Below are 21,020 nucleotides of genomic sequence, written 5' to 3'. Positions count from 1 at the left end.
TATATTGGTATTTTTATTTAAATAGAAACAGTCTATTAAGAATAAACTGTTCTTTATCCTTAATAGACTGGGTCTGTTACGATTCCAATTGATGTAGCCTTTATTACTGGGCTATTTATAAGTTTTTTCATTTCTTCTTTTGTTCCTTGAACAATAACACCTAAGATTTCAGCATCTTCAACTGATGTTTTTCCTCTTTCCATAATTGCATCATGTAGTTCATTGTTGTATCTATATCTACTTTTCTTTAAATTTTCTATCAATTCATCATAATCATTGTCATAACTACCATAAATTTCGTGTGAAATTTCTAAACCTAATACCTCTGATTCCCTAATTCCATTGGCTTTAGCATCATAGTTATCAACTTTATATTTGTATTCATCCATTTTTTTATTTGTGAATTCATTTAACCATATCCATGTTATCTCTGGAAAATTATATTTATTTTTCATTGTAGGCATGTTTACTATTTTATACTTTTTGTCAAATGATATTGCCATTTCAATAATTTTTCCATCAGGAATTCTGTCTATTTTCTCCAAATCATTTTGATATTCCTTATATTTAATTTCTGGATGAAAAAATCTCATTTTCTTATATCCATTTTCCCAAAAATCTACTGGCCACTCTCCACTTTTATGATATCCCGCTCCACAGAATCTATAACACATCTTAAAAAAACTAATTCCAAATGAAGATGTCCTATCTTCTAATATAATAGATTTATCTCCAATTTGTTTTGATATTTTATAAGTTCCCTGTCCACCTAAAAATCCAAAAATATCATTTGCTTCACTCATATATCCATTGGGAATTGATAATTTAACATCAACTTCATTTTTTTCATAAGCATCATTACTAAACTTAAAACACATTAACCAATTTAAAACTCCACCAACTAAAAATACCATTATAGATATAGTAACTATTTTAATAATTAATTTAAATTTAGCCTTTTTTACTGATTTCTTTATTTTCTTCTCATCAAAGATTTCTTCTATTTCTTTCATTTAAAGCCCTCCATTCTTCCCTAAATTTATTTCTTGCCCTATATAAATAAGTTTTTACATTTGTTTCTTCTGTCCCCAATAATAAGCTTATTTCTTTATAACTTAACTGTAATTCATATTTTAAGATTAGAAGTGACCTATATTCTTCCTTCATATCATTTAAAAGCTTCGATATTTCTAAAGCTTTTTCCATTTTCAATATCTCATTTTCTACATTACATTCATCTTCAATATTTTCGTAAAATCGCTCTTCATTAATTGAAACAAAACTTATTATTTTTTTTCTTTTTATTCTATTTTTATAGTTATTCATAGCCACCTTAAATAGCCATGAAGAAAGTTTTTCAACTTCAACAGAATCCATATATTCTATAGCTTTTATAAAACTATCATGCACAATGTCTTCTGCATCACTAATAGAACAACCACATTTGACAAGATATAAACATATTATTTTAAATTGCTTTTTATATAAGTTTATAACTAAATCTTGCTCCATCTTTCATCCTTTCTAATTATTTATTGCTTAAAATCCTCTCTAATTAAATTGCCTTCATATATATAACAATCCATATTTTAAAATGTATACATTTTTTATAATTTTTACCTATATTTTAAATTATAATTTTATTAATTTCTTATTTAATTGTATAATAATTAATATACATAGTGTAAAAATATGTATTATTTCGTAATATTTATCTGTTTTAAAATTTATGTTTAGGGGGAGATACATATGAGACCAAAAAATGATTTTACTAAAGGAAGTGTTCCTAAATGTATAATAGATTTAGCATTACCAATGACATTAGCTCAACTTATAAACATTCTTTATAATGTTGTTGATCGTATGTATATTGGCAGAATACCAAATGCTTCAACTTTAGCACTTACTGGTGTTGGAATTACATTTCCTATTATTACAATAATAATGGCATTTGCTAATTTATTTGGAATGGGTGGGGCTCCGCTCTGTTCTATTGCAAGAGGAAAAGGTAATATTGATGAAGCAGAAGAAATTATGGGAAATTCTTTTGCTCTTTTAATTATTTTTGGAATTTTACTTACTGCATTAGGTTTAATATTTAAAAGGCCTCTTCTATTTCTATTTGGTGCTAGTGAATCTACCTTTTCATATGCAAATAATTATATTACTATTTATCTTCTTGGAAGTATTTTTGTTATGATTAGTCTTGGTATGAATAGTTTTATCAATTCTCAAGGCTTTGGCAGAATTGGTATGATGACTATTTTACTTGGCGCAATTACAAATATAGTCTTGGATCCTATTTTTATATTTGCATTAAATATGGGTGTACAAGGTGCCGCAATTGCAACTATAATCTCACAATGCTTATCATCAATATGGGTTTTAAAATTTTTAACTGGCAAAAATGCAATTCTTAAAATCAAATATAAAAACTTCAAAATAAAAATACCTATACTAAAACAAATTATTTCTCTAGGCTTATCTGGTTTTATTATGGCATTAACAAATAGTGTTGTTCAAGCTATCTGTAATATTACATTGCAAGTTTATGGTGGAGATTTATATATAGGTGTTATGACTGTTATTAACTCAATTCGTGAAATTATCATGATGCCTGTTCATGGAATTACTAATGGTTCACAACCTGTTTTAGGTTTTAATTATGGTGCAAAAAAATATGAACGAGTTAGAAGTGGTATTAAATTCATGTCTATAGTTTGTATTATATATGCAAGTTTAATATGGTTAGTCTTAAGAATATTTCCTGAATTTTTTATAAAAATATTTAATAGTGATCCTGCTTTAATTAAAAGCACTGTTCCTGCTATGAATATGTATTTCTTTGGATTTTTCATGATGTCCTTACAGTTTTCAGGACAATCTACTTATGTAGCACTTGGCAAATCTAAACAAGCAATCTTTTTTTCATTATTACGTAAAATAATAATTGTTGTTCCACTTACATTAACACTACCGAAAATGTTTAATTTAGGTATCATGGGTGTATTTTTAGCAGAACCAATCTCTAATTTTTTAGGAGGTTTAGCTTGTTACATAACAATGATTTTTACAGTTTGGCCTTCCCTTAAAGAGAAGTAATGTCCTTCGAATGAATTCAACACTAATATTAGCATTGAATTCATTCGCATTTTAATTAAATTTCACCTGTAATTCCTTTTTCTCTCCACTTACCTCTTTTAAAGAAAATCGCAGTTACTACTGCTCCTAATACCCAAGAAACAAGTAAAGATATAAATGTAGATTCAGGTCTGCCTGTAGGATATGCTGCACTTCTTGTTAAATAAGCAACTCCATACGCAATTGGTACACGTAGTATTACAGTAGTTATTAATGAAATCCACATAGGTGTCATTGTATCTCCTGCACCTCTCATAACCCCTGATAAACTTTGTGTTACTGCCATAGCAATATAACCTAATGAAAGAATCCTCATCATATGCATACTTAAATCAACTAATTCTTGTGTATCTGTAAATATAGCCATTAAATACTTGCCAAAAGTTAAAATTAAAATTGTTATAGTAGTTGAGACCATAACCGCAATCATTGTTCCATCTTTGGTTCCTTTGTCAACCCTATCCATCTTTTTTGCACCAATATTTTGACCCGCATATGTTGTCATAGCACTTCCAAAAGTAAAGTTAGGCATCATTGCAAATCCATCTACACGCATAACTATTACATTACAAGCTATAACCATTTCTCCAAAACTATTAGTTAAAGATTGTACAACTATCATAGCTAATGAAAAAATAGCTTGTGTTAGTCCTGATGGTAACCCTAGTTTTATAAGTTTCATTGAATATTTTTTGTCTACCTTTAACATTTTTAAATTCAAATCAAAAGTACTCTTCATTGTAGCTAGCTTAATAATGCAAAGCACTGCTGACACACCCTGTGCAATAACTGTTGCAAGTGCAACTCCAGGAACTCCTAAGTCAAGTCCTGCTACAAACCAAATATCAAGTCCTATGTTTAAAACTGTTGCTATTAATAAGAAAACAAGTGCTGATATAGAATCTCCAAGTCCTCTTAAAACCCCTGCTAAAATATTGTAATAAGCAAATCCTGCAATACCTAAATAGTATATTATAAGGTATTTTGAACACCAATCAAGTATTGCATCTGGTGTATTAAGTAATAAAAGTAATGGTTTTGTAACAATTGGACCTATAACCATTATTATCACAGATGCAATAGCTGTAAGCGATATACAAATGCCTATTGTATGTGATAAATGTTCACGTTCTTTTGCTCCAAAATACTGTGAAACCATAATTCCAGCACCTACTGAAATTCCGACGAATAATACAAGTAACAAATTCAATATTGGTGATGCACTTCCAACTGCTGCAAGAGCGTTATCTCCTACATATTTACCAACAATTATAGAATCTGCTGTATTATAGAGTTGCTGAGCTATATTACCTATTAGCATTGGTATTGAAAATTCAACAATTCTCTTCCACGGCGTTCCTTCTGTCATGTCTTTTGGCGCAAATAATTCTGAAATTTTTGCCATAGATTCCCCTCCTTTGTAAATAAAAAACTTCATAATATATTAAATAATATTATGAATATTGGCATTAATTTGCATTTAATTAACTCTTAATTTCTAAAATACCATCTAACATATTTTAGAAATTAAAACTATTATATCATATAAAGTAAAAAAAACTCACCTCATTTTTGGTATAAAATTTTATAAATCTTAATTTTATATAAAAGAAATTTAATATTTATACATATATAAAAAAGATGTTTGAAAATACAAACATCTTTATCCATATTGTGTTATTTATATCTAATTTAAATTTATATAACAATTTTCTTCCATTTTTTGTTGCAATTCATTTAAAAATTTATTTAGTTCTCTGCTTTTTGCTAACTTCTGTTTTGCAATTTTAGCATAATATAAACTTTCTGCTTCTAACTCTTCTACCTCATTAATAATATTTTCTAATTCTTGCCTTAATATTTTACATTTACTATCTGACCAATTAGTATCATATACTTCTATAAAACTATCTATCCATTTATTAACTTCATTTCTAACTTCATTACTTTGGCAATTTAATAATATTCCATATTCTATGCTTTCAATTGCATCCCTTAATTCTTCTAATCCTAATATAAATTCTTCATCCTCTATCTTTTCTATGTCAGTATATTCACTAATTAGTCCTTCAAAGTATTCTAAAGAAGAATTTTTATATTTCAATATATCTTCTTCATAATATCCCATTAAACAATCACTCCTCGATTTTATAAATACGAGTATATTATATGTATATTCATATTTTTTAAAAAAGATAGTTATAATTTGTTTATATAAATTTTACCTGTATACTTTTTATAAATATAGATATTTTTATTTTAAAACAATTTAATATTAGTTCACCTTACTATATACTTCAAATAGTTGTAGCTATATTATATAAAAATTAATTATCATAATATTAATATAGTTCTTCATGTAACTATATTAATTTACGCTTTTTTAAATTATATTTAGTGTATATGATTAATATGCTTTAAATAAAGAAAGAATTGTTAACAAAATTAGTTACAATTCCTTTCTTACTATTATTTATTTATAGTTTTTGATATTAAATTTGCTGATTGAGTTATGTTTTCTAGTGTTAATGTAATTTTTTGAACAGCCTCAGCTTGAGTAGCTGCTATATCATTTGAACCATGTACCGCTTTTGCTACACCTTCTATGGACTTAATCATTTCATTTAGCGCCTTATCAATTTGATTAGCAGATTCTCCACTCATCTTTGCTAATTTACCCATTTCACTTGCAACTATTGTAAATCCTTTTCCTGTTTCGCCTGCCTTAGCTGCCTCAATAGATGCATTTAATGATAATATATTAGACCTTGATGCATTGCTTCTTATAGAATTAACTACTGATACAACATCACTTACATTTTTTTCTACAACCTTCATTATATCTTTAATATTATTTAATGCTCCTGATAAATCTACTGCTCCATTCTTAATATCATTAATAGAATCTTTAGTTTCATTAAGTGCATTATTCATTTCTATAGCTTCTTCACCAATTTTTTCTTTGTGTTCTGTTGAGAATGCACAAGTAATAATACCCACTACTTGTCCATCATCTTCAACTGGAACTAAATTACCTTGAATTGCCACCCCAAAAACTTCTTTAGGTAATTTATTATGTATAACTTTTCCTGTCCTCATAGCCTCAAATATTTTATCATTTCTATTTTCAATTCTATATCCAATATCAAAATGCAAAGGGAATGTATCTGCCTTTTGAAAATATAAAACAGTTCCTTCTCTATCAAATATAGTTATAGCTAAATCTTCATCAACCATTTTCTTTACTAATGGTAGCATTTCTTTCAACTGCTGTAACTTTTCTTCTCTCATATATAGCTCCTATCTTTTAATTTAAATTATAGTAAAATTAAAATTATTTTAAAAATATTTTACTATTAAATAACCCACCTATCAATATAGTTCATAAATAATTAATTAAATATTCTCCACTTTCTGTACATATCGAATATTATATTTTGCAGATTACTTATAAAAAACTACATATTAAATTTTTGATTACTATTATTATACGAAAATTATTATATTACCGTTAAAAACAAAAAATATATCAATATAGAAAGAAACTTATATGACAATTATAAAAGTATGAATCTATAATACACATAGGTGCTATATTTTAATAAAGATTTATAAAAATATAGCAATAACTACCTTTTATAAATCTTTATTTCTAATTTAAATTTTATGATCCTGTAGATTTATAATGTCTAACTCCTATTCTCCATAAAATATATGAAGGTATAATAAATAATATTGCACATATTGGTGATATCATATATAACCATGTATTTTTACTAACCCTATTTATTAAATATAAGAAAGGATAGTAGTTAACAAATGCTAATGGTACTACAAATGTAAAAAATTTCAATATCCACTTTTTATATATACTTAGTGGATATTGCGCTATTTCTCTTCCTCCATCTGTAAATATGTTCATAAATTCTAATCCCTCTATAGTAAAAAAGCATATTGCTGCATATATCATAAATAGACTAAAAAATAGAACTGTACCTCCTATTATCATAAGCATTAATGTGAATACTTTTCCTATAGTAAAACCTATATCACAAGTAATTATTGCATATATAAAAATTATTCCAGCTTGAATTAAACGACCAACTCGTGAAAATTCTATTTTACTCCCTAAGACTTGAATAATTTCATTTCTTGGTCTTAACATTATCCTATCAAACTCTCCATTAGATATTATAACTGAAAATCTATCAAAGCCTCTTCCAAAACATTCTGCTAATGCAAAGGACATAAGTATAGTACTAAAGCATAATAATACTTCGTTAAATGTATATCCATCTACGCTACCAAATCTCTCAAACAAAAAATACATTCCTAAAAATGAAAGTATTGTTGCAATGGCTTGTCCAAATATAGTGAAAAAGAATGATGTTTTATACTCCATAGCAGATCTTAAATGTATTGAAAAATATTTTAAATACAACTTCACAACCTTAACCTCCTTGCACTACAACTTTTTTCATTGCTTTTTTCATTATAATTTTTCCAATAAAAATTAATACTATAGCCCAAAATAATTGTAATACTATAGAAATCAAAGCACTTTTAATTTGTGTGTCACCTATATATATTCTAAATGGAGCATTTTGCATAGATGCAAAAGGTGTTATGTAAATAAATTTTTTTAGGTTATCTGGTAATAATGGTAATGGAATAACACCGCCCGAAAAAAAGTCTGCTACCATAATCATAACTATTTCAACACCTTTGGATGATATAGTATAAAAACTAAATATATAAATAAGCATACAATATGCAATAACAACAATAGTTCCTAATATCATAGATATTAAGAATAGTATAAATTCTATAAATGAATTAGGTCCGTTAAATTTATATGCTTGTGGCAAAAAAGCTGTAATTATTAATATTGGTGCAAATCTTAATGTTGTCTTTGATACTCTAGTTGCTAAATTTTTCATAAACCACATATCATATATATTTAATGGTCTACACATTTCATATGCAACATTTCCACTTGATACTAACTCCAGTATATCTTTCTCTAAAAACCAAGTCATAAATAATGCTAGAAAACTTTGTTGTAACCATATATACGTTGAAAGTTTTGAAATTTCCATAGGTACAGCCGATGGATTGCTTCTATAAAAAGCATGATATAACATAATATACATGAATCCCCATGCTAATTGAGTTACTATTCCTGCATAAGCGGCAGCTCTATATTGAAGCCCATTTATAAATCTTATCCTAAAAAAACTTAAATATGCCTTCATATCTTATACTCCCTGTAAAGTCCAACAACCACATCTTCTACTGTACTTGAACTTATTTGTATATCATTAATATTTACTTTTGATGATAAATATGCAATTCCCTCTGAAACTGAAATTTTTGATGTGTCTATTTCTATATTGGCTATTTCATTATGATTATCTATAATTTTAAGTCCATTATACGTTGCATCTAGTTTTCCTGAGTAATTAAGAGATATAGTTCTTTTAATATTAAATTTTTCTTTTAATTCATCTAATTTTCCATCTAAAAGTACTTGTCCTTTTCCTATTAATATTATTCTATTTGTTAATGCATCTAAATCTTGGGTATCATGTGTGGTAAGAATAACAGTTGTTTTTCTTTCTTTATTAATGTTTTTTATAAATTCTCTAACTGCAATTTTTGATACTGAATCTAATCCTATGGTAGGTTCATCTAAAAATAAGATTTTAGGACTATGAATTAGTGAAGCCGCAATTTCACATCTCATACGTTGTCCTAAACTTAGTTGACGAGTTGGCATTTTAATTAGTTCTTTTATGTTAAGCATTTCTACAAGCTCATCTATGTTCTTTTTATATTGTTTGTCTGGTACTTTATATATATCTTTTATTAAACTAAAGGAGTCTACTACAGGTACATCCCACCAAAGCTGAGATCTTTGTCCAAATACTACTCCTATATCTTTTACATGATTTATTCTATCTTTCCATGGTGTTCTTCCATTTATAATACATTCTCCACTGTCTGGATTTAGAATACCACTCATAATTTTTATTGTAGTACTTTTTCCTGCACCATTGGGACCAATATAACCAACCATTTCTCCTTCCTCAATTTTAAAAGATACATCTTTAAGAGCATAAATTAATTCATATTCCCTATGAAAAAGTGCCTTTACAGCTTTCCCCAGACCTTCATCTCTTTTGGAAACTTTAAAACTCTTGCATAAATTTCTAACTTCTATCAAAATATTAATCCTCCTATTTTAAATTAGGTGAAATGCTTATAAATTATACCATAACAATAAGATTTTTGAAAGATTATTCAAAATTTTTAAAATACTCTCGTGGAATATAAGCCATACATCTTCTTTTAAAGTTTGCTCCTATTTATAGTAACTATATTATTTTATTAAAATGTTAATAAAACCTCTAATATTATTTTGTCATATTTTACACATATTTTACTTTTTATAAAAATATGGTATAATAATGTAGAAAAATTTCGAATATTATTTTGTTTGAAAAAATTATATTTTCTATTTGAAAGGATTTATTTATGAAAAAATTACTTATTTTATGTTTAAACTTATCATTATGTTTATTCATATTAACTGCATGTGGCACATCTAATAAAGTTAAAGAACTGACTGAAGATGATGTTAAAACTTATACTTCACAAATGAGTGAAGAACCTCTATCAGGTGATATAACTTTAAATGGTGTAAAATACACTTTACCAACAAAAGCTAAGAACTTAGAAGATAACGGTTTTAAATATAATAATTATAGTGATAAAGGTCAGCCTTTAGAGACTGGATATTATGTTGAAGATATCTGTATGGATGATGGAAGCAAAAGTGAAGAAAGTCGTATGTATGCAACTCTTTTTAACACAAGTGGAGATACAGTTAATTTTGATGACGCAATGTTAGGAATCATTAAAATTTCCAAAACCAAGGAAGGTTATGAAAATACTGTAGTATTACCAAAAGGAATTACATTAAACTCAACATATGATGATGTTATTAACGCATATGGGACTCCAAAAGTTGACTATATGGATCAAGTTGGTTGGGTTAAATACTTTGTTTCTGATCTTGGGAAATACGGACAAGAGCTTCATATTGAATTTGACAAGGACACAAAAGTTATTAGCTCAATAAGATTAAAAAACATACCTAGAGAATAACAATAACTCATTGCTAAAAAGAATTTATATAAACATTCTTTTTGACAATGAGTTTTCTATTTAATATTTAACTTTCAGAATTTCTTCCGCTCCAAAAATAGAACCATATATTTGAAATTACGAATCCAAAAACTGTTAATATAATAAGTATAACTATAGATAAATGTATCTCCCTTATGTCATTTGTAGATATTTTTAAGTTATTGCTAAATACACTAAAATAATTTGCAAATCTACTACCCCATGTGCATGGAATATATGGCCAAATGCCATGTCCTAAATTAGTTAATAATAATGCACTTATAAAACTTTCTGTTATTCCTATACTAATTGATACACTTTTGCCATATTTCATATTTAAAAATAGATGAAATATGTAACTAAATATACTGCTAGCTAAAAAAATACAAGCTATAATTATATAAAATTTAATACTAAACAAATCATTATGAAATACATATTTAACACCTATGAAAAATCCTACACATGCAAGAATTGAAGCTAAAAAACCTAGTACTAATATTACTAACATCTTACTTATAAATGTTAACACCTTTACTTTAGTTCCAATTAACATATTTATAAAATTTCCTGCTACTGATTCCTTTTCTATATATAATGCACTAACAATACTAATCATAGCTGGAAATACAACTCCAACAACTTGCATATAACCTACAACCTTAGCAAAATCAGTATAACTTGAAATTGCAAATGCTCCTAAAAACACTCCTATTCCAAGTAATGGGATTAATAAATGAGTTAATAAAACATTAGATCTCTTCATTTTTATGATTTCAGAATATAACATCCTAGAAAATACCTTCATCTTATTTTCCCTCCTGCTTTTTAAATAATCTTATTGTAATTAGCGTGAAAATAATACAGTATAAAATAGACATTATTATTCCTGGGGCAATAACATTCGATTTTTCAAATATTGTTCCAGCTTCAACTTGAAGTCCATTAGGTAATATATTTAAAATAGGACACATTAATCTAGCTGAAATAGATGATGGATACAGAAACCAATAATCTTTTATTGCAAATATTACTCCAAATGCATTGAAAATTATAGAAATTAATATTGTTACAATACTTCCAAATTTACTGCTTAAAATCATACATACTGGAACTTGCCATAAAAAAGTTACAAATATAACTATAGTTGCTACAAAGCTTCTACTAACTGTAATAGTTTCTTTAAAAATATGGCCTCCTATAGTCACTCCAATTAGAAATACAATACAAGATATTAAATATAATAAACTGCATGTTAAAATTTTTCCCATCCAAATCTTTTCTTTTTTAAACGGCAATGTAAACAGTTGTCTATATCCTATTTTTGAATCTTTTTCTATTAGTATTGCACAAATTATACTAATTTCAGCTGGAAGAAACATAGTATACCACCAGTTATATGCGCCATTTTGAAAAACATACCCAGCTCCTAATATAGCTGGTAAAATTAAACTTAATATTGGGATAATAAGGATTAACTTTTTGCTAAAAGTTCGTTTAAGTTTTTGAGTTTCTGATATAACATACTCTAACATCTTAATTCTCCCTTCTATTTTCAAGTACAATTTTTCTAAATAATCCTTCTAAATTTTCATTTATTTTACCTTCATATCCAACTACTCCATCTGATATTATTGCAACTTCATCAACAACTTGTTCTACTTCACTTAAGATATGACTTGATAATATTACTGTTATATCTTTTTTAGGCAAAGATTTAATTAAATTTCTAAAATCCTCAATACCAATTGGGTCTAAGCCATTAGTTGGTTCATCTAATATAATAAGTTTAGGCTTATTTAATAATGCCATAGCAATTCCCAAACGTTGCTTCATTCCTAATGAAAATTTTCCTGCTACTTTCTTTCCTGTATTAGTTAAGTTAACAATCTCCAATACTTCATCAATCCTTGAATTAGGTATTCCTAATGCTGTAGTCCTAACTTTCAAATTTTCTCTTGCAGTTAAATTTTCATATAGTGGTGGATTTTCTATCAAAACACCTACATCTTTTAAATTTCCTCTATTCCATTTTTCACCTTTAAAATAAACTGCTCCATCACTTGGTCTATAAATTCCACATATCATTTTCAATATTGTAGATTTTCCTGCTCCATTGGGACCTAATAAACCATAAATAGAATTTTTAGGTACTGATAGATTTACTCCTTCTACTATAGTTTGATTTTTAAATTTTTTTGACAAATTTTTAGTTTCTAATAAATATTCCATATATATTCTCCCCTTCACTTTTCATGAATCGAGTATATACTTTAATTTTAAAGATTCCTTAAAGTTTTGCACTAATTTATTCTTTTTTCATGTTATATGTTAAAATGTATATATATGGAGGTTTTGTATGGAAAATGATTATATTTTAAAGATGATAAAATCTGCTTTACAAGGAATTGCATATATTTTAAAAGGTAAAAAGTCTATTGAGGAAAATATAGATTTAAAACGTGAAAATATTGTTTTAAATGAAGAAGAACTTTTAGAATTAACTATTATTCATTTATTAAGTGAATGTAAAATCAACGAAGCTGAAAATATTTTATTTGAAGCTATACAAAAGAATAACTCTCCAAAATATTTGTCTTTAGCATTCTTTTTCTATAGTGAAATAAATGAATGGAGTAATGAAAAATTATCTGGTTGTAACTTTTCAAGAGATGAAATATTAACTGGATTAAATGATGTTAAAAAAATCTACGATATATAAAAAAGCGTATTTCCATACGCTTTTTTATACACATTTAAATTACAATGTATTTTACAACTGCTTTAACAATTGATAATGAACAGTTAACAGTTATTGATGATATTGTTCATTTCATTCACAATATCTTTAATTATATCTAATTGGATCTTTGCAAGGTTTAACCTCACCTACAGAAAAAAGATTTAATTTTGCTTTTAAACTATTGGAATATTAATTTTCTGCAGCTCTTTTTAGTAATTCTTCTTCATTAAAAATTTCTATTTTTTGTCCTGAATTTTTCAAATCAATAGCCCTTCTTAATTTACTACTCATCTCATTTCTATGTAAGTTTTGTATATTTTTAGTATTAGTTACAAGACAAGTAGTTTTTTTAGTTACTGAACTCCCCGTACTCCCACCATTTTTTCTAACAAAATTTGTAGCCTCTATCCTTGTCATTGTATCTAACCTTCCAGTAAATACTACAACTTCACCATTAAAAGCATTTTGATTTAACAACTCAACTATATTTACACTTTTTCTAGTTGCTTGTCTACTAGATTTTTTTAACACTTTCCCCTTATTTGATGATGGTATGTATCCATTTTTATTAACAATACCCAAACTTACCCCAACCTGTTTAGATATTTTACTGATATCTTTTAACTGTAACTCTTTTGATATATTAAGTAATATATTACTACATGCTAATGCATCTGCTAGTGCATCATGGTGTTTAAACTCATAATCTAAAAATTTATTAACTGTATTTAACTTTGCATTTTCAAGTTCACTATAAAAATTTCTTGAAAGTTTCATAGTACAAATATAATTAAAGCTTGGTGACTCTATACTATATAATTTTAATGTATTTCTTAAAACTGATATATCAAAAGCTGCATTATGTGCTACAACTAAAGTTTTATCAAAATAATGTCTAATTTTTTCCCAAATTTCATCAAATTCTAATTCATTTTCAACCATGCTTGGCCTAATTCCGTGAATTCCAATATTAATTGGCATAAATCTCATTTCTTTAGGCTTTATTAAATAATGTATCTTTTCTATAACTTGTCCATCTTCAACAATAACAATTCCTATTGAACATGGACTATTTCTTTTTTCATTAGCAGTTTCAAAATCTATAGCTACAAAATTCATTGACTATATGCTCCTATATATTTTATTGTATAAATTTAAATTCTCTATACTATTATAAAATTTCTTCGAGAATTCCTTTATTATATCATATAAATCTTATAAATCTTAAAAATTAATTTTAACTTATTAACGTTATAAATTTAAATTCCTATACAAAAAAAGATATACCAATACGATTTGTTGATATATCCTTAATAAGTTATACTAGTGACAAGCTGCACCACTAGATTCTGAAAAATATTTCATTCTAAGAAATTCCTTATTTACATTATTAGTATCTAATCGCACTTCTAAAATTGAATATATTTGATTATCTTTTGATATTCCATAGGCTCCCTGTTGTAATTTAGGTAATATCACATTTGCCTTGCCATCTATAACATTAAAAGATTTTATTTCGTTTGAGAAATCTTCATTATATATTTTATATTCTCCATCTAATTCTTTTTCATTTAAATCAAAGTTTATTTTTGTTTCCATTCCACTATTTATAACTATCACTGCTGGTTCAAAATCTAATTCTATATTTTTGATTTCAACTTCTTGTTGTTCTCTATTAATTTTTGCTATTTTTATAAGTTTATTTGTTGAAACTTTTGACAAAGGCACTCCATAAAATTTACTTTCTTCATTTTCATACTCAGTACTCTGAATTTCTTTATCATCAATTGCATTTAAATCATCTACTACTTTTAATGTTCCTCTTTTCATCCCCATCCAACAACTATACTTTATATCTTCATTTTGAGAAACAAAAAAAATATTATTACTTCCACTTGAAAGCTTCTTTTTTATATTAAGAGATGGCATTATAATTTCATTGTTACATGAATTTATGGAATCCCCTTCAACTATAAACTCTGTTGGAAAGTTCTTTTGAATATATACTACTCGTGGAGTATATCCTCTATTATTAGCAGATATCGTTACAATTTGCTTATCTCCCACTATCTCAGCTTTATTACTCATTCCATCACTTTTGGTCACATTATTATTTTCATATATAGTTGGCATCTTGAATCCACTTAATGCAAATCCTCTACTAGCCATAGATATACCTAAAATTATTATGATTAAAGCACTAACTTTCATAAGCTTCTGTGAATTGTTTTGACTTAATAAATTTGACAAAATACCAAACCCCAGCATTAATGGAATTGTTCCTAATGCAAACATAAACATTGAAACTGCACCTTCAAATATACTTCCTGTACCTAATGCATATAACTGCATAGTTTGTAGAGGTCCACATGGCATAAATCCATTTAATAATCCAACTATAAATGGTGTTCTATTTCTATTCTTTTTACAACATTTAACCCATGGCAATTTGATTGTAAACTTTCTAAAAATTTGAATCCCCCACATATTTAACCCCATTATAATCATAAATAAACCTGATGCAAGTGCTATAAATGCTTGTCCTGAAAGTGATATTGATACTACTTGCCCAATTCCACCGACTATTCCACCTAATATTGTGTAAGATATTAATCTTCCTAAATTGTATTGCATTGATGGTTTTATTTTACTTAATTTTGTAGACTTTGATATGGTTATACTTTGAGACATCATTATTCCACCACACATACCTACACAATGTAGTGATGATAACATTCCAATTATAAACAACATAGCAAAGTTAACTTTGCTATTTAGCGACTGTGAAATATCAAATGAACTTGAATAATTATTAAAGTTTAATATTACAAGAGCTATAATAACAATTCCTAAAATACTAAGAATATCTTTTATTTTTCTTTCTCTACTATTTCCTTTTGCTAAAGAATATCCTATTTCATTTAATTTTAAATCTAAATCATTTTCACTAAATAATTTTGTATTATATCTTACTATTAAAGATGATTCTTTATAATTTGCTATTACCTCTTCAATTCCCTTACACTTTTTTAATTTATTTTCAATTTTTCTTTCACAAGATTCACACATCATTCCTGCTATGTGAAATTTAGATTCTTTTGTGTTCATAATAGTCTCCTTTTTTATTTATAGTAAATTAGTATGACTATCATATGTTAAAGTTATGTTGATTATATGAAGATTTTTTCTTTATTATGTATTTATATAATATTATCAATACAATACTGAATATTATAATATTACTTATTATCATTAATGATGCATGCATAAAAAACTCCTGCGGTAAAATATTAATTATCGGATCAATTTTACGATTAAATATCCAATAATTGTTATTAAAAAACATTTTATGAAATACAACAAATGCTTTATCAAAATTTACATAAATTGTAATTGACAATATAACTGGTAGTGCAATTAACAATCTGTAGGTATACTTAATATAGTCAAGTCTTTGCTTTCTTTTACAAATAAAAATTCCAATTAAAGATATAACTAAACTAGCTACAATTAATATATCAATACCAACAAATATTCGTTTTACATCCTCAAAATGTATTTTCCCATATTCTGAAAATTCAATGCTTGGTAAATTAAACTCGCTATATTCCTTATCATAACTTAGTAAATAATTAACAACATAATTATAATTTTCTACTATCTCTTCTCTACTATATCCACTTTTATCTTCTATTTTTAAATTTTCTATATCATAATAATATAAATATTTAAATGATAATGTTAATTTAACTGATGCAAGAATAACAAATAGCGCAAGAAAAACTGATAACAAAACTTGATAGTATTTATTTTCATTTTTTCTACCTCTACAACTTCTCTTTAAATTCATATATACATTTCCCCTTTTACATAATTTTAGTATATTAAACTTATACTAAAAAATTATGTTGTTCTTATGAAGATATATATTAAATATTTACTAAAAAACTATTTTAAATGTTGTTCCTTGATTCATTTCACTCTCTACTAAAATATCTGCATTGTGAGATTGTAAAATGTTTTTCACAACCGCTAACCCTATTCCTGTACCTTCAATAGAATTTCTACTTTTATCCCCTCTGTACATTCTTTCAAAAATATATGGCAAATCTTCTTTACTTATTCCTATTCCATTATCTTTTATTTCTAATATATTTCTCTTATTACTTTTATATAAATAAATATAAATTTTACCTTTTTCATTGCTGAACTTTATTGCATTGTTTAACACATTAATAAGAACTTGCTTTATTTTGTCTATATCCCCTATAATTGAATAATCGTTATTTTTCTGAATATCATAATAAATTTTTATATTTTTTGATTTTGCTACAATTTCGAACTCATTATAAACTTGCATTAACAAGCTCACTAAATTAATTTCTTGCAAATTTAATTTGATACTTTCTGACTCAAACTTTTTTAAAATGTCCAAATTATCTATAAGCTTTCCAAAACGAATTACCTCATTATTTAGACTGACCAAACTCTCATTTGTAATAGGTATAACTCCATCTATCATCCCCTCTAAATTATTTTGTAGTATATTTAATGGTGTTCTTATCTCATGTGAAATGTCACTAACTAATTGCTTTCTTAATTTATCTTGATATTTTAGTTTATTTGCTAATATATTTATACTTCTCTTTAAATCAAAAATTTCATAAATATTTGTTTCACCTACTTCTTTAATATCAAAATTTCCATTTGATAGTTTTGAATACATTCTTGCTACTTCAGATATTGGCTTAGAAAATTGTTTGGATAAATAAAAGCTAATTAAAATTCCAATGGTAAGTGCAATAAATGCGCTTGCTGCAATACTTTTGTTTATTGACGCTATGAAATTTATATCTGCTTCTGATAATATTACGGGTGAATAATGTCCTATTTCAACATACCCAACTACTTCTTCATCTGATTGTATATCAAAGGTCTTAGATGAATATATTTCTCCACTATTTTTAGTCATATTTTTAAAATGTAAAATATCATTTAAATCATTAGGAGTCATTCCCCATATAACATTCTTCTCTTTATCCATTAATGTTAAGCAATAATTATTCATATATGCCTCATGTATTAACTCGTCACCATCTTTTTTCGTGAAACTTCCATTTTTATTATATACATCTTCAAAATACGCTACTATTCTTTGATATTTTTCATTTTGGATTTCATTCATATATCCTTTAAATGCCTTATTTATAGTTAAATTAATAAATACAGTTACTAGTAGAATTGTTATAATTGCATTAATTATGAATACCTTATTTAATTTTTTTCTTATAGTTGACATCTACTATTTCCTCCAAACTTATATCCTACTTTTATAACTGTAATAATATATTTAGGATTTTTACTATCAACCTCTATCTTTTTTCTAATATTTTTTATATGTACATCTATTGTTCTATCATATCCATCAAAATCATCTCCAAATACTTTGTTTATAATCTGATTTCTCGTAAGCACAATCCCATTGTTTTTTATTAAAAATATTAAAATATCAAATTCATTTGGTGTTAAAGCTACTTCTACATTTTTAACTTTTACTATTCTTTTTTCATCATCAACTAATAAATTTTCATCATTATAAAGAACATTATTAACACTACTAATTCTTCTAAATAATGCATTTACCCTTGCTACTAACTCTCGTGGACTAAATGGTTTAACTAAGTACTCATCAGCGCCTATATTTAACCCCTCAATTCTAGAATTCAAATCACTTTTAGCTGTTAAAATAAACACATATGTATCTGACCTTTTCCTTATTAATTCACATATCTTTTCTCCACTAATATCAGGAAGCATTAAATCTAAGATTATTAAATTAGGTTTTTCTTCTTCAAATAACTTTAACGCTTCTAATCCATACATAGTATGATATACCCTATATCCTTCTTTTTCTAAATATGCCTTAATAACGCTTGCAACTGACTTTTCATCCTCAACTAATAAAATATTATACACATTTACCACCACCTTAATACCATAGTATACTTTATAAATATAATATCTCAATATAATATATTGTTTTATCCTCATTACAATATTAACATAAAAATATAAGGATATTTTAGAACTTAGGTTTATAAATTTATAAAAGTTCTAAGCTTATATTATCCTTATATTTATTTACCAAATCATCTATAATTCTTATTATTTCTATATCATCATTTCAAATATCTTATATATATTTAGCATTCCATATCCCCAATTAGGATTTGGATATATATCACTTCTTCTTTTATCAACTCCTCTTCTTAGAAATGTCTTTATGCTTTGTACATACATATATGGATAATTTCCTTTTACTATCCCCCACTCAAATAATAAGATACATGCACCTGCTCCAATTGCAGCTGATAAACTAGTTCCATTTATTATTTTAATAGAATTATTTAATCCAACAGTTTTAGTATTTGCTCCTCCAGCAGCAAAATCTATTTTATCTATATATTCTTCTCTAAAAGAAACTCCTGAATAAGGTACTAAACTATCAGTGTTTTGATCATATGCTGCTACTGTAACAACAAAATCTGAATCTCCTGGAATTGTTACTGTTCCATATGGATCACTTGAAGAAAATCTAGTTCCTGGAAGTGCAATACCATTCTGTAATATCCATGCATTATATGTTGCCACTTCTCCATATTTTAATCTTAATTTTAATAACCATAATCCTGCCGATATATTACTAAAATAAATTGCTATTAACTGATCTCCTGTGTATTCTTCTGGTAAAAAGTATTGAATTTGTATGTCTGTTTTTTCAACTGTAAATGAAAATTTCTTATTTACATTTAGTGTCGATGTAACAAATCCAGTTTCTTCACCTGATGGTGCTACAACACTAATATCCATAATATTCGGTAGATCTATCCAAAATTCTGCAATCATACTTTTTTGATTTTCTGCAATTACTAAACCTATTGATTCTATTCTATCCTTATTCATAATAATTCCAGATATATGGCCATCTTGTAGTGCCTCATTTCCTGATCCCGTAACTAAAACTATACCTACATTACTTGATACACTTTCTATAAAACTATTAAATATATTATCACCTTTATGATTACCATTATTGCTACCTAATGGTAATAATATAACTACTGGTTTATTTTTATTGATTAAAATTCGCTTTAAATACTCTACCGCTATAAAGATTGATGGCAATGCATACACTGGAATGTTTATATTTAATCTTTTTTTTAAAAGATTTGCTTCACTTAGTTTAACTATAACAAATTCACATTCTGGTGCTACACCTTTAATATTTTCATTTTTTCCTGATGCCCCCACTACTCCTGCCATATTGGTTCCATGTCCATTTTCATCTTTACTTGGAACAATACTATATGGATCCCCACCATTTCTATATAGATCTATAGCCATATTAATTTGTTCTTTATTGTATACTGTTCCAAAAGGTACACTTTTATTTTCATTTATATTTGAATTAATAGTTTGATCCCATATCTCAACTATCCTAGTTTTTCCTTCTTCATCCATGAATTCTTTATTTAAATAATCTATCCCTGTATCAATAATACCTACAATAACACCTTTTCCAGTTAAATTTAAAGGTTGTCCTCCTTGTATAGAAGAAACTTGCGCTTCATCTATTGCTGATATCTGCTGCAATGTATATGCCTGCGGAGATGATATATATATTATATTAAAATCATTATTTACAATCCCCTGGTTTTCTAATAACTTTCTTACTTCACTGACATCTTGATAAGCTAATAAAAATTCCGCTTTAATAGAAAGAATAGCATATTGATTATCTATTTTTGTAATATATATGTTTTCAATATTTTTCACATTATTAATATCACCATTATATTCAATTACATATTGAACATATTTCGAACTATCAAAAATATTTTCAGTAATTTCATGTTGTCTATCTTCCATTAACTTCATCCCCCTA

20 protein-coding genes are annotated in these 21,020 nt (G+C 26.4%); 3 read left to right on the top strand and 17 right to left on the bottom strand.

Annotated features, from left to right (window positions below):
• Positions 1-59: 59 nt before the first annotated feature.
• A complete protein-coding gene (locus AC07E4_RS14090; RefSeq protein ID WP_478216729.1) occupies positions 60-1,013 on the bottom strand; it encodes an anti sigma factor C-terminal domain-containing protein in 954 nt (317 codons plus the stop codon).
• Positions 988-1,512: an RNA polymerase sigma factor gene (locus tag AC07E4_RS14085; protein WP_478216728.1), complete on the bottom strand. Its 525-nt coding sequence runs from the start codon at positions 1,510-1,512 to the stop codon at positions 988-990. The genes AC07E4_RS14090 and AC07E4_RS14085 overlap by 26 nt, the downstream gene beginning before the upstream one ends.
• 237 nt (positions 1,513-1,749) lie before the next feature.
• On the opposite strand from AC07E4_RS14085, the gene AC07E4_RS14080 reads away from it, so the two are divergent.
• Positions 1,750-3,102, top strand: a complete 1,353-nt coding sequence (locus AC07E4_RS14080; RefSeq protein WP_478216727.1) for an MATE family efflux transporter — start codon at positions 1,750-1,752, stop codon at positions 3,100-3,102.
• Positions 3,103-3,157: 55 nt separating this feature from the next.
• Here the strand turns inward: AC07E4_RS14080 and AC07E4_RS14075 are convergent, their stop codons facing one another.
• The 6 genes from AC07E4_RS14075 to AC07E4_RS14050 all read right to left on the bottom strand — a co-directional run bounded on the left by AC07E4_RS14075 (position 3,158) and on the right by AC07E4_RS14050 (position 9,367).
• A complete protein-coding gene (locus AC07E4_RS14075) occupies positions 3,158-4,546 on the bottom strand; it encodes an MATE family efflux transporter (protein WP_478216726.1) in 1,389 nt (462 codons plus the stop codon).
• Positions 4,547-4,828: 282 nt separating this feature from the next.
• Positions 4,829-5,269 carry a hypothetical protein gene (locus tag AC07E4_RS14070; RefSeq protein ID WP_478216725.1) on the bottom strand — a complete coding sequence of 147 codons (441 nt, stop codon included), beginning with the start codon at positions 5,267-5,269 and terminating at the stop codon, positions 4,829-4,831.
• A 341-nt stretch (positions 5,270-5,610) separates the two neighbouring features.
• Entirely contained in the window at positions 5,611-6,432 is an 822-nt protein-coding gene (locus AC07E4_RS14065) for a methyl-accepting chemotaxis protein (protein WP_040328343.1), read from the bottom strand.
• A 373-nt stretch (positions 6,433-6,805) separates the two neighbouring features.
• Complete coding sequence (locus tag AC07E4_RS14060) at positions 6,806-7,588, bottom strand: ABC transporter permease (RefSeq protein ID WP_040328342.1); 783 nt, start codon at positions 7,586-7,588, stop codon at positions 6,806-6,808.
• A gap of 4 nt (positions 7,589-7,592) precedes the next feature.
• Positions 7,593-8,396, bottom strand: coding sequence for an ABC transporter permease (locus tag AC07E4_RS14055; protein ID WP_430830378.1), 804 nt, complete (start codon positions 8,394-8,396; stop codon positions 7,593-7,595).
• Entirely contained in the window at positions 8,393-9,367 is a 975-nt protein-coding gene (locus tag AC07E4_RS14050; RefSeq protein ID WP_478216724.1) for an ABC transporter ATP-binding protein, read from the bottom strand. The genes AC07E4_RS14055 and AC07E4_RS14050 overlap by 4 nt, the downstream gene beginning before the upstream one ends.
• A 311-nt stretch (positions 9,368-9,678) precedes the next feature.
• Here AC07E4_RS14050 and AC07E4_RS14045 point away from each other — a divergent pair, with 311 nt between their 5' ends.
• A complete protein-coding gene (locus AC07E4_RS14045) occupies positions 9,679-10,311 on the top strand; it encodes a hypothetical protein (RefSeq protein ID WP_040328339.1) in 633 nt (210 codons plus the stop codon).
• A gap of 67 nt (positions 10,312-10,378) precedes the next feature.
• On the opposite strand, the gene AC07E4_RS14040 is transcribed toward AC07E4_RS14045, so the two are convergent.
• From AC07E4_RS14040 to AC07E4_RS14030, 3 genes are read right to left on the bottom strand one after another with little or no spacing between them, the layout of a single operon-like run.
• The gene (locus tag AC07E4_RS14040) at positions 10,379-11,140 is read right to left on the bottom strand and encodes a lantibiotic immunity ABC transporter MutG family permease subunit (RefSeq protein ID WP_478216723.1); all 762 of its coding nucleotides are present in this window, start codon (positions 11,138-11,140) and stop codon (positions 10,379-10,381) included.
• Position 11,141: 1 nt separating this feature from the next.
• Positions 11,142-11,867, bottom strand: a complete 726-nt coding sequence (locus AC07E4_RS14035) for a lantibiotic immunity ABC transporter MutE/EpiE family permease subunit (protein WP_478216722.1) — start codon at positions 11,865-11,867, stop codon at positions 11,142-11,144.
• A gap of 1 nt (position 11,868) precedes the next feature.
• Positions 11,869-12,564, bottom strand: coding sequence for a lantibiotic protection ABC transporter ATP-binding protein (locus AC07E4_RS14030; RefSeq protein WP_040328333.1), 696 nt, complete (start codon positions 12,562-12,564; stop codon positions 11,869-11,871).
• Positions 12,565-12,691: 127 nt separating this feature from the next.
• Between AC07E4_RS14030 and AC07E4_RS14025 the strand changes: the two genes are divergently transcribed.
• A complete protein-coding gene (locus AC07E4_RS14025) occupies positions 12,692-13,054 on the top strand; it encodes a DUF6483 family protein (protein ID WP_478216721.1) in 363 nt (120 codons plus the stop codon).
• A 210-nt stretch (positions 13,055-13,264) separates the two neighbouring features.
• Here the strand turns inward: AC07E4_RS14025 and AC07E4_RS14020 are convergent, their stop codons facing one another.
• The 6 genes from AC07E4_RS14020 to AC07E4_RS13995 all read right to left on the bottom strand — a co-directional run bounded on the left by AC07E4_RS14020 (position 13,265) and on the right by AC07E4_RS13995 (position 21,004).
• A complete protein-coding gene (locus AC07E4_RS14020; RefSeq protein ID WP_478216720.1) occupies positions 13,265-14,194 on the bottom strand; it encodes an exonuclease domain-containing protein in 930 nt (309 codons plus the stop codon).
• Positions 14,195-14,398: 204 nt separating this feature from the next.
• The gene (locus tag AC07E4_RS14015; RefSeq protein ID WP_478216719.1) at positions 14,399-16,183 is read right to left on the bottom strand and encodes an urease accessory protein UreH domain-containing protein; all 1,785 of its coding nucleotides are present in this window, start codon (positions 16,181-16,183) and stop codon (positions 14,399-14,401) included.
• A gap of 40 nt (positions 16,184-16,223) precedes the next feature.
• Complete coding sequence (locus AC07E4_RS14010) at positions 16,224-16,925, bottom strand: TIGR01906 family membrane protein (RefSeq protein ID WP_478216718.1); 702 nt, start codon at positions 16,923-16,925, stop codon at positions 16,224-16,226.
• A gap of 90 nt (positions 16,926-17,015) precedes the next feature.
• Positions 17,016-18,374, bottom strand: a complete 1,359-nt coding sequence (locus tag AC07E4_RS14005) for a sensor histidine kinase (protein WP_478216717.1) — start codon at positions 18,372-18,374, stop codon at positions 17,016-17,018.
• Positions 18,362-19,051, bottom strand: coding sequence for a response regulator transcription factor (locus AC07E4_RS14000; protein WP_478216716.1), 690 nt, complete (start codon positions 19,049-19,051; stop codon positions 18,362-18,364). The genes AC07E4_RS14005 and AC07E4_RS14000 overlap by 13 nt, the downstream gene beginning before the upstream one ends.
• Before the next feature lie 195 nt (positions 19,052-19,246).
• Entirely contained in the window at positions 19,247-21,004 is a 1,758-nt protein-coding gene (locus AC07E4_RS13995) for a S8 family peptidase (RefSeq protein ID WP_478216715.1), read from the bottom strand.
• Between the last annotated feature and the right edge of the window lie 16 nt (positions 21,005-21,020).

It is taken from the genome of Clostridium amazonense (assembly GCF_056431285.1).
This window is presented reverse-complemented; position numbering and strand designations above follow the sequence as displayed.

Coding starts and splice junctions, on each gene's coding strand:
- AC07E4_RS14090 (WP_478216729.1), bottom strand. CDS start 1,013: ATGAAAGAAATAGAAGAAATCTTTGATGAGAAGAAAATAAAGAAATCA.
- AC07E4_RS14085 (WP_478216728.1), bottom strand. CDS start 1,512: ATGGAGCAAGATTTAGTTATAAACTTATATAAAAAGCAATTTAAAATA.
- AC07E4_RS14080 (WP_478216727.1), top strand. CDS start 1,750: ATGAGACCAAAAAATGATTTTACTAAAGGAAGTGTTCCTAAATGTATA.
- AC07E4_RS14075 (WP_478216726.1), bottom strand. CDS start 4,546: ATGGCAAAAATTTCAGAATTATTTGCGCCAAAAGACATGACAGAAGGA.
- AC07E4_RS14070 (WP_478216725.1), bottom strand. CDS start 5,269: ATGGGATATTATGAAGAAGATATATTGAAATATAAAAATTCTTCTTTA.
- AC07E4_RS14065 (WP_040328343.1), bottom strand. CDS start 6,432: ATGAGAGAAGAAAAGTTACAGCAGTTGAAAGAAATGCTACCATTAGTA.
- AC07E4_RS14055 (WP_430830378.1), bottom strand. CDS start 8,396: ATGAAGGCATATTTAAGTTTTTTTAGGATAAGATTTATAAATGGGCTT.
- AC07E4_RS14045 (WP_040328339.1), top strand. CDS start 9,679: ATGAAAAAATTACTTATTTTATGTTTAAACTTATCATTATGTTTATTC.
- AC07E4_RS14040 (WP_478216723.1), bottom strand. CDS start 11,140: ATGAAGGTATTTTCTAGGATGTTATATTCTGAAATCATAAAAATGAAG.
- AC07E4_RS14035 (WP_478216722.1), bottom strand. CDS start 11,867: ATGTTAGAGTATGTTATATCAGAAACTCAAAAACTTAAACGAACTTTT.
- AC07E4_RS14030 (WP_040328333.1), bottom strand. CDS start 12,564: ATGGAATATTTATTAGAAACTAAAAATTTGTCAAAAAAATTTAAAAAT.
- AC07E4_RS14025 (WP_478216721.1), top strand. CDS start 12,692: ATGGAAAATGATTATATTTTAAAGATGATAAAATCTGCTTTACAAGGA.
- AC07E4_RS14020 (WP_478216720.1), bottom strand. CDS start 14,194: ATGAATTTTGTAGCTATAGATTTTGAAACTGCTAATGAAAAAAGAAAT.
- AC07E4_RS14015 (WP_478216719.1), bottom strand. CDS start 16,183: ATGAACACAAAAGAATCTAAATTTCACATAGCAGGAATGATGTGTGAA.
- AC07E4_RS14010 (WP_478216718.1), bottom strand. CDS start 16,925: ATGAATTTAAAGAGAAGTTGTAGAGGTAGAAAAAATGAAAATAAATAC.
- AC07E4_RS14005 (WP_478216717.1), bottom strand. CDS start 18,374: ATGTCAACTATAAGAAAAAAATTAAATAAGGTATTCATAATTAATGCA.
- AC07E4_RS13995 (WP_478216715.1), bottom strand. CDS start 21,004: ATGGAAGATAGACAACATGAAATTACTGAAAATATTTTTGATAGTTCG.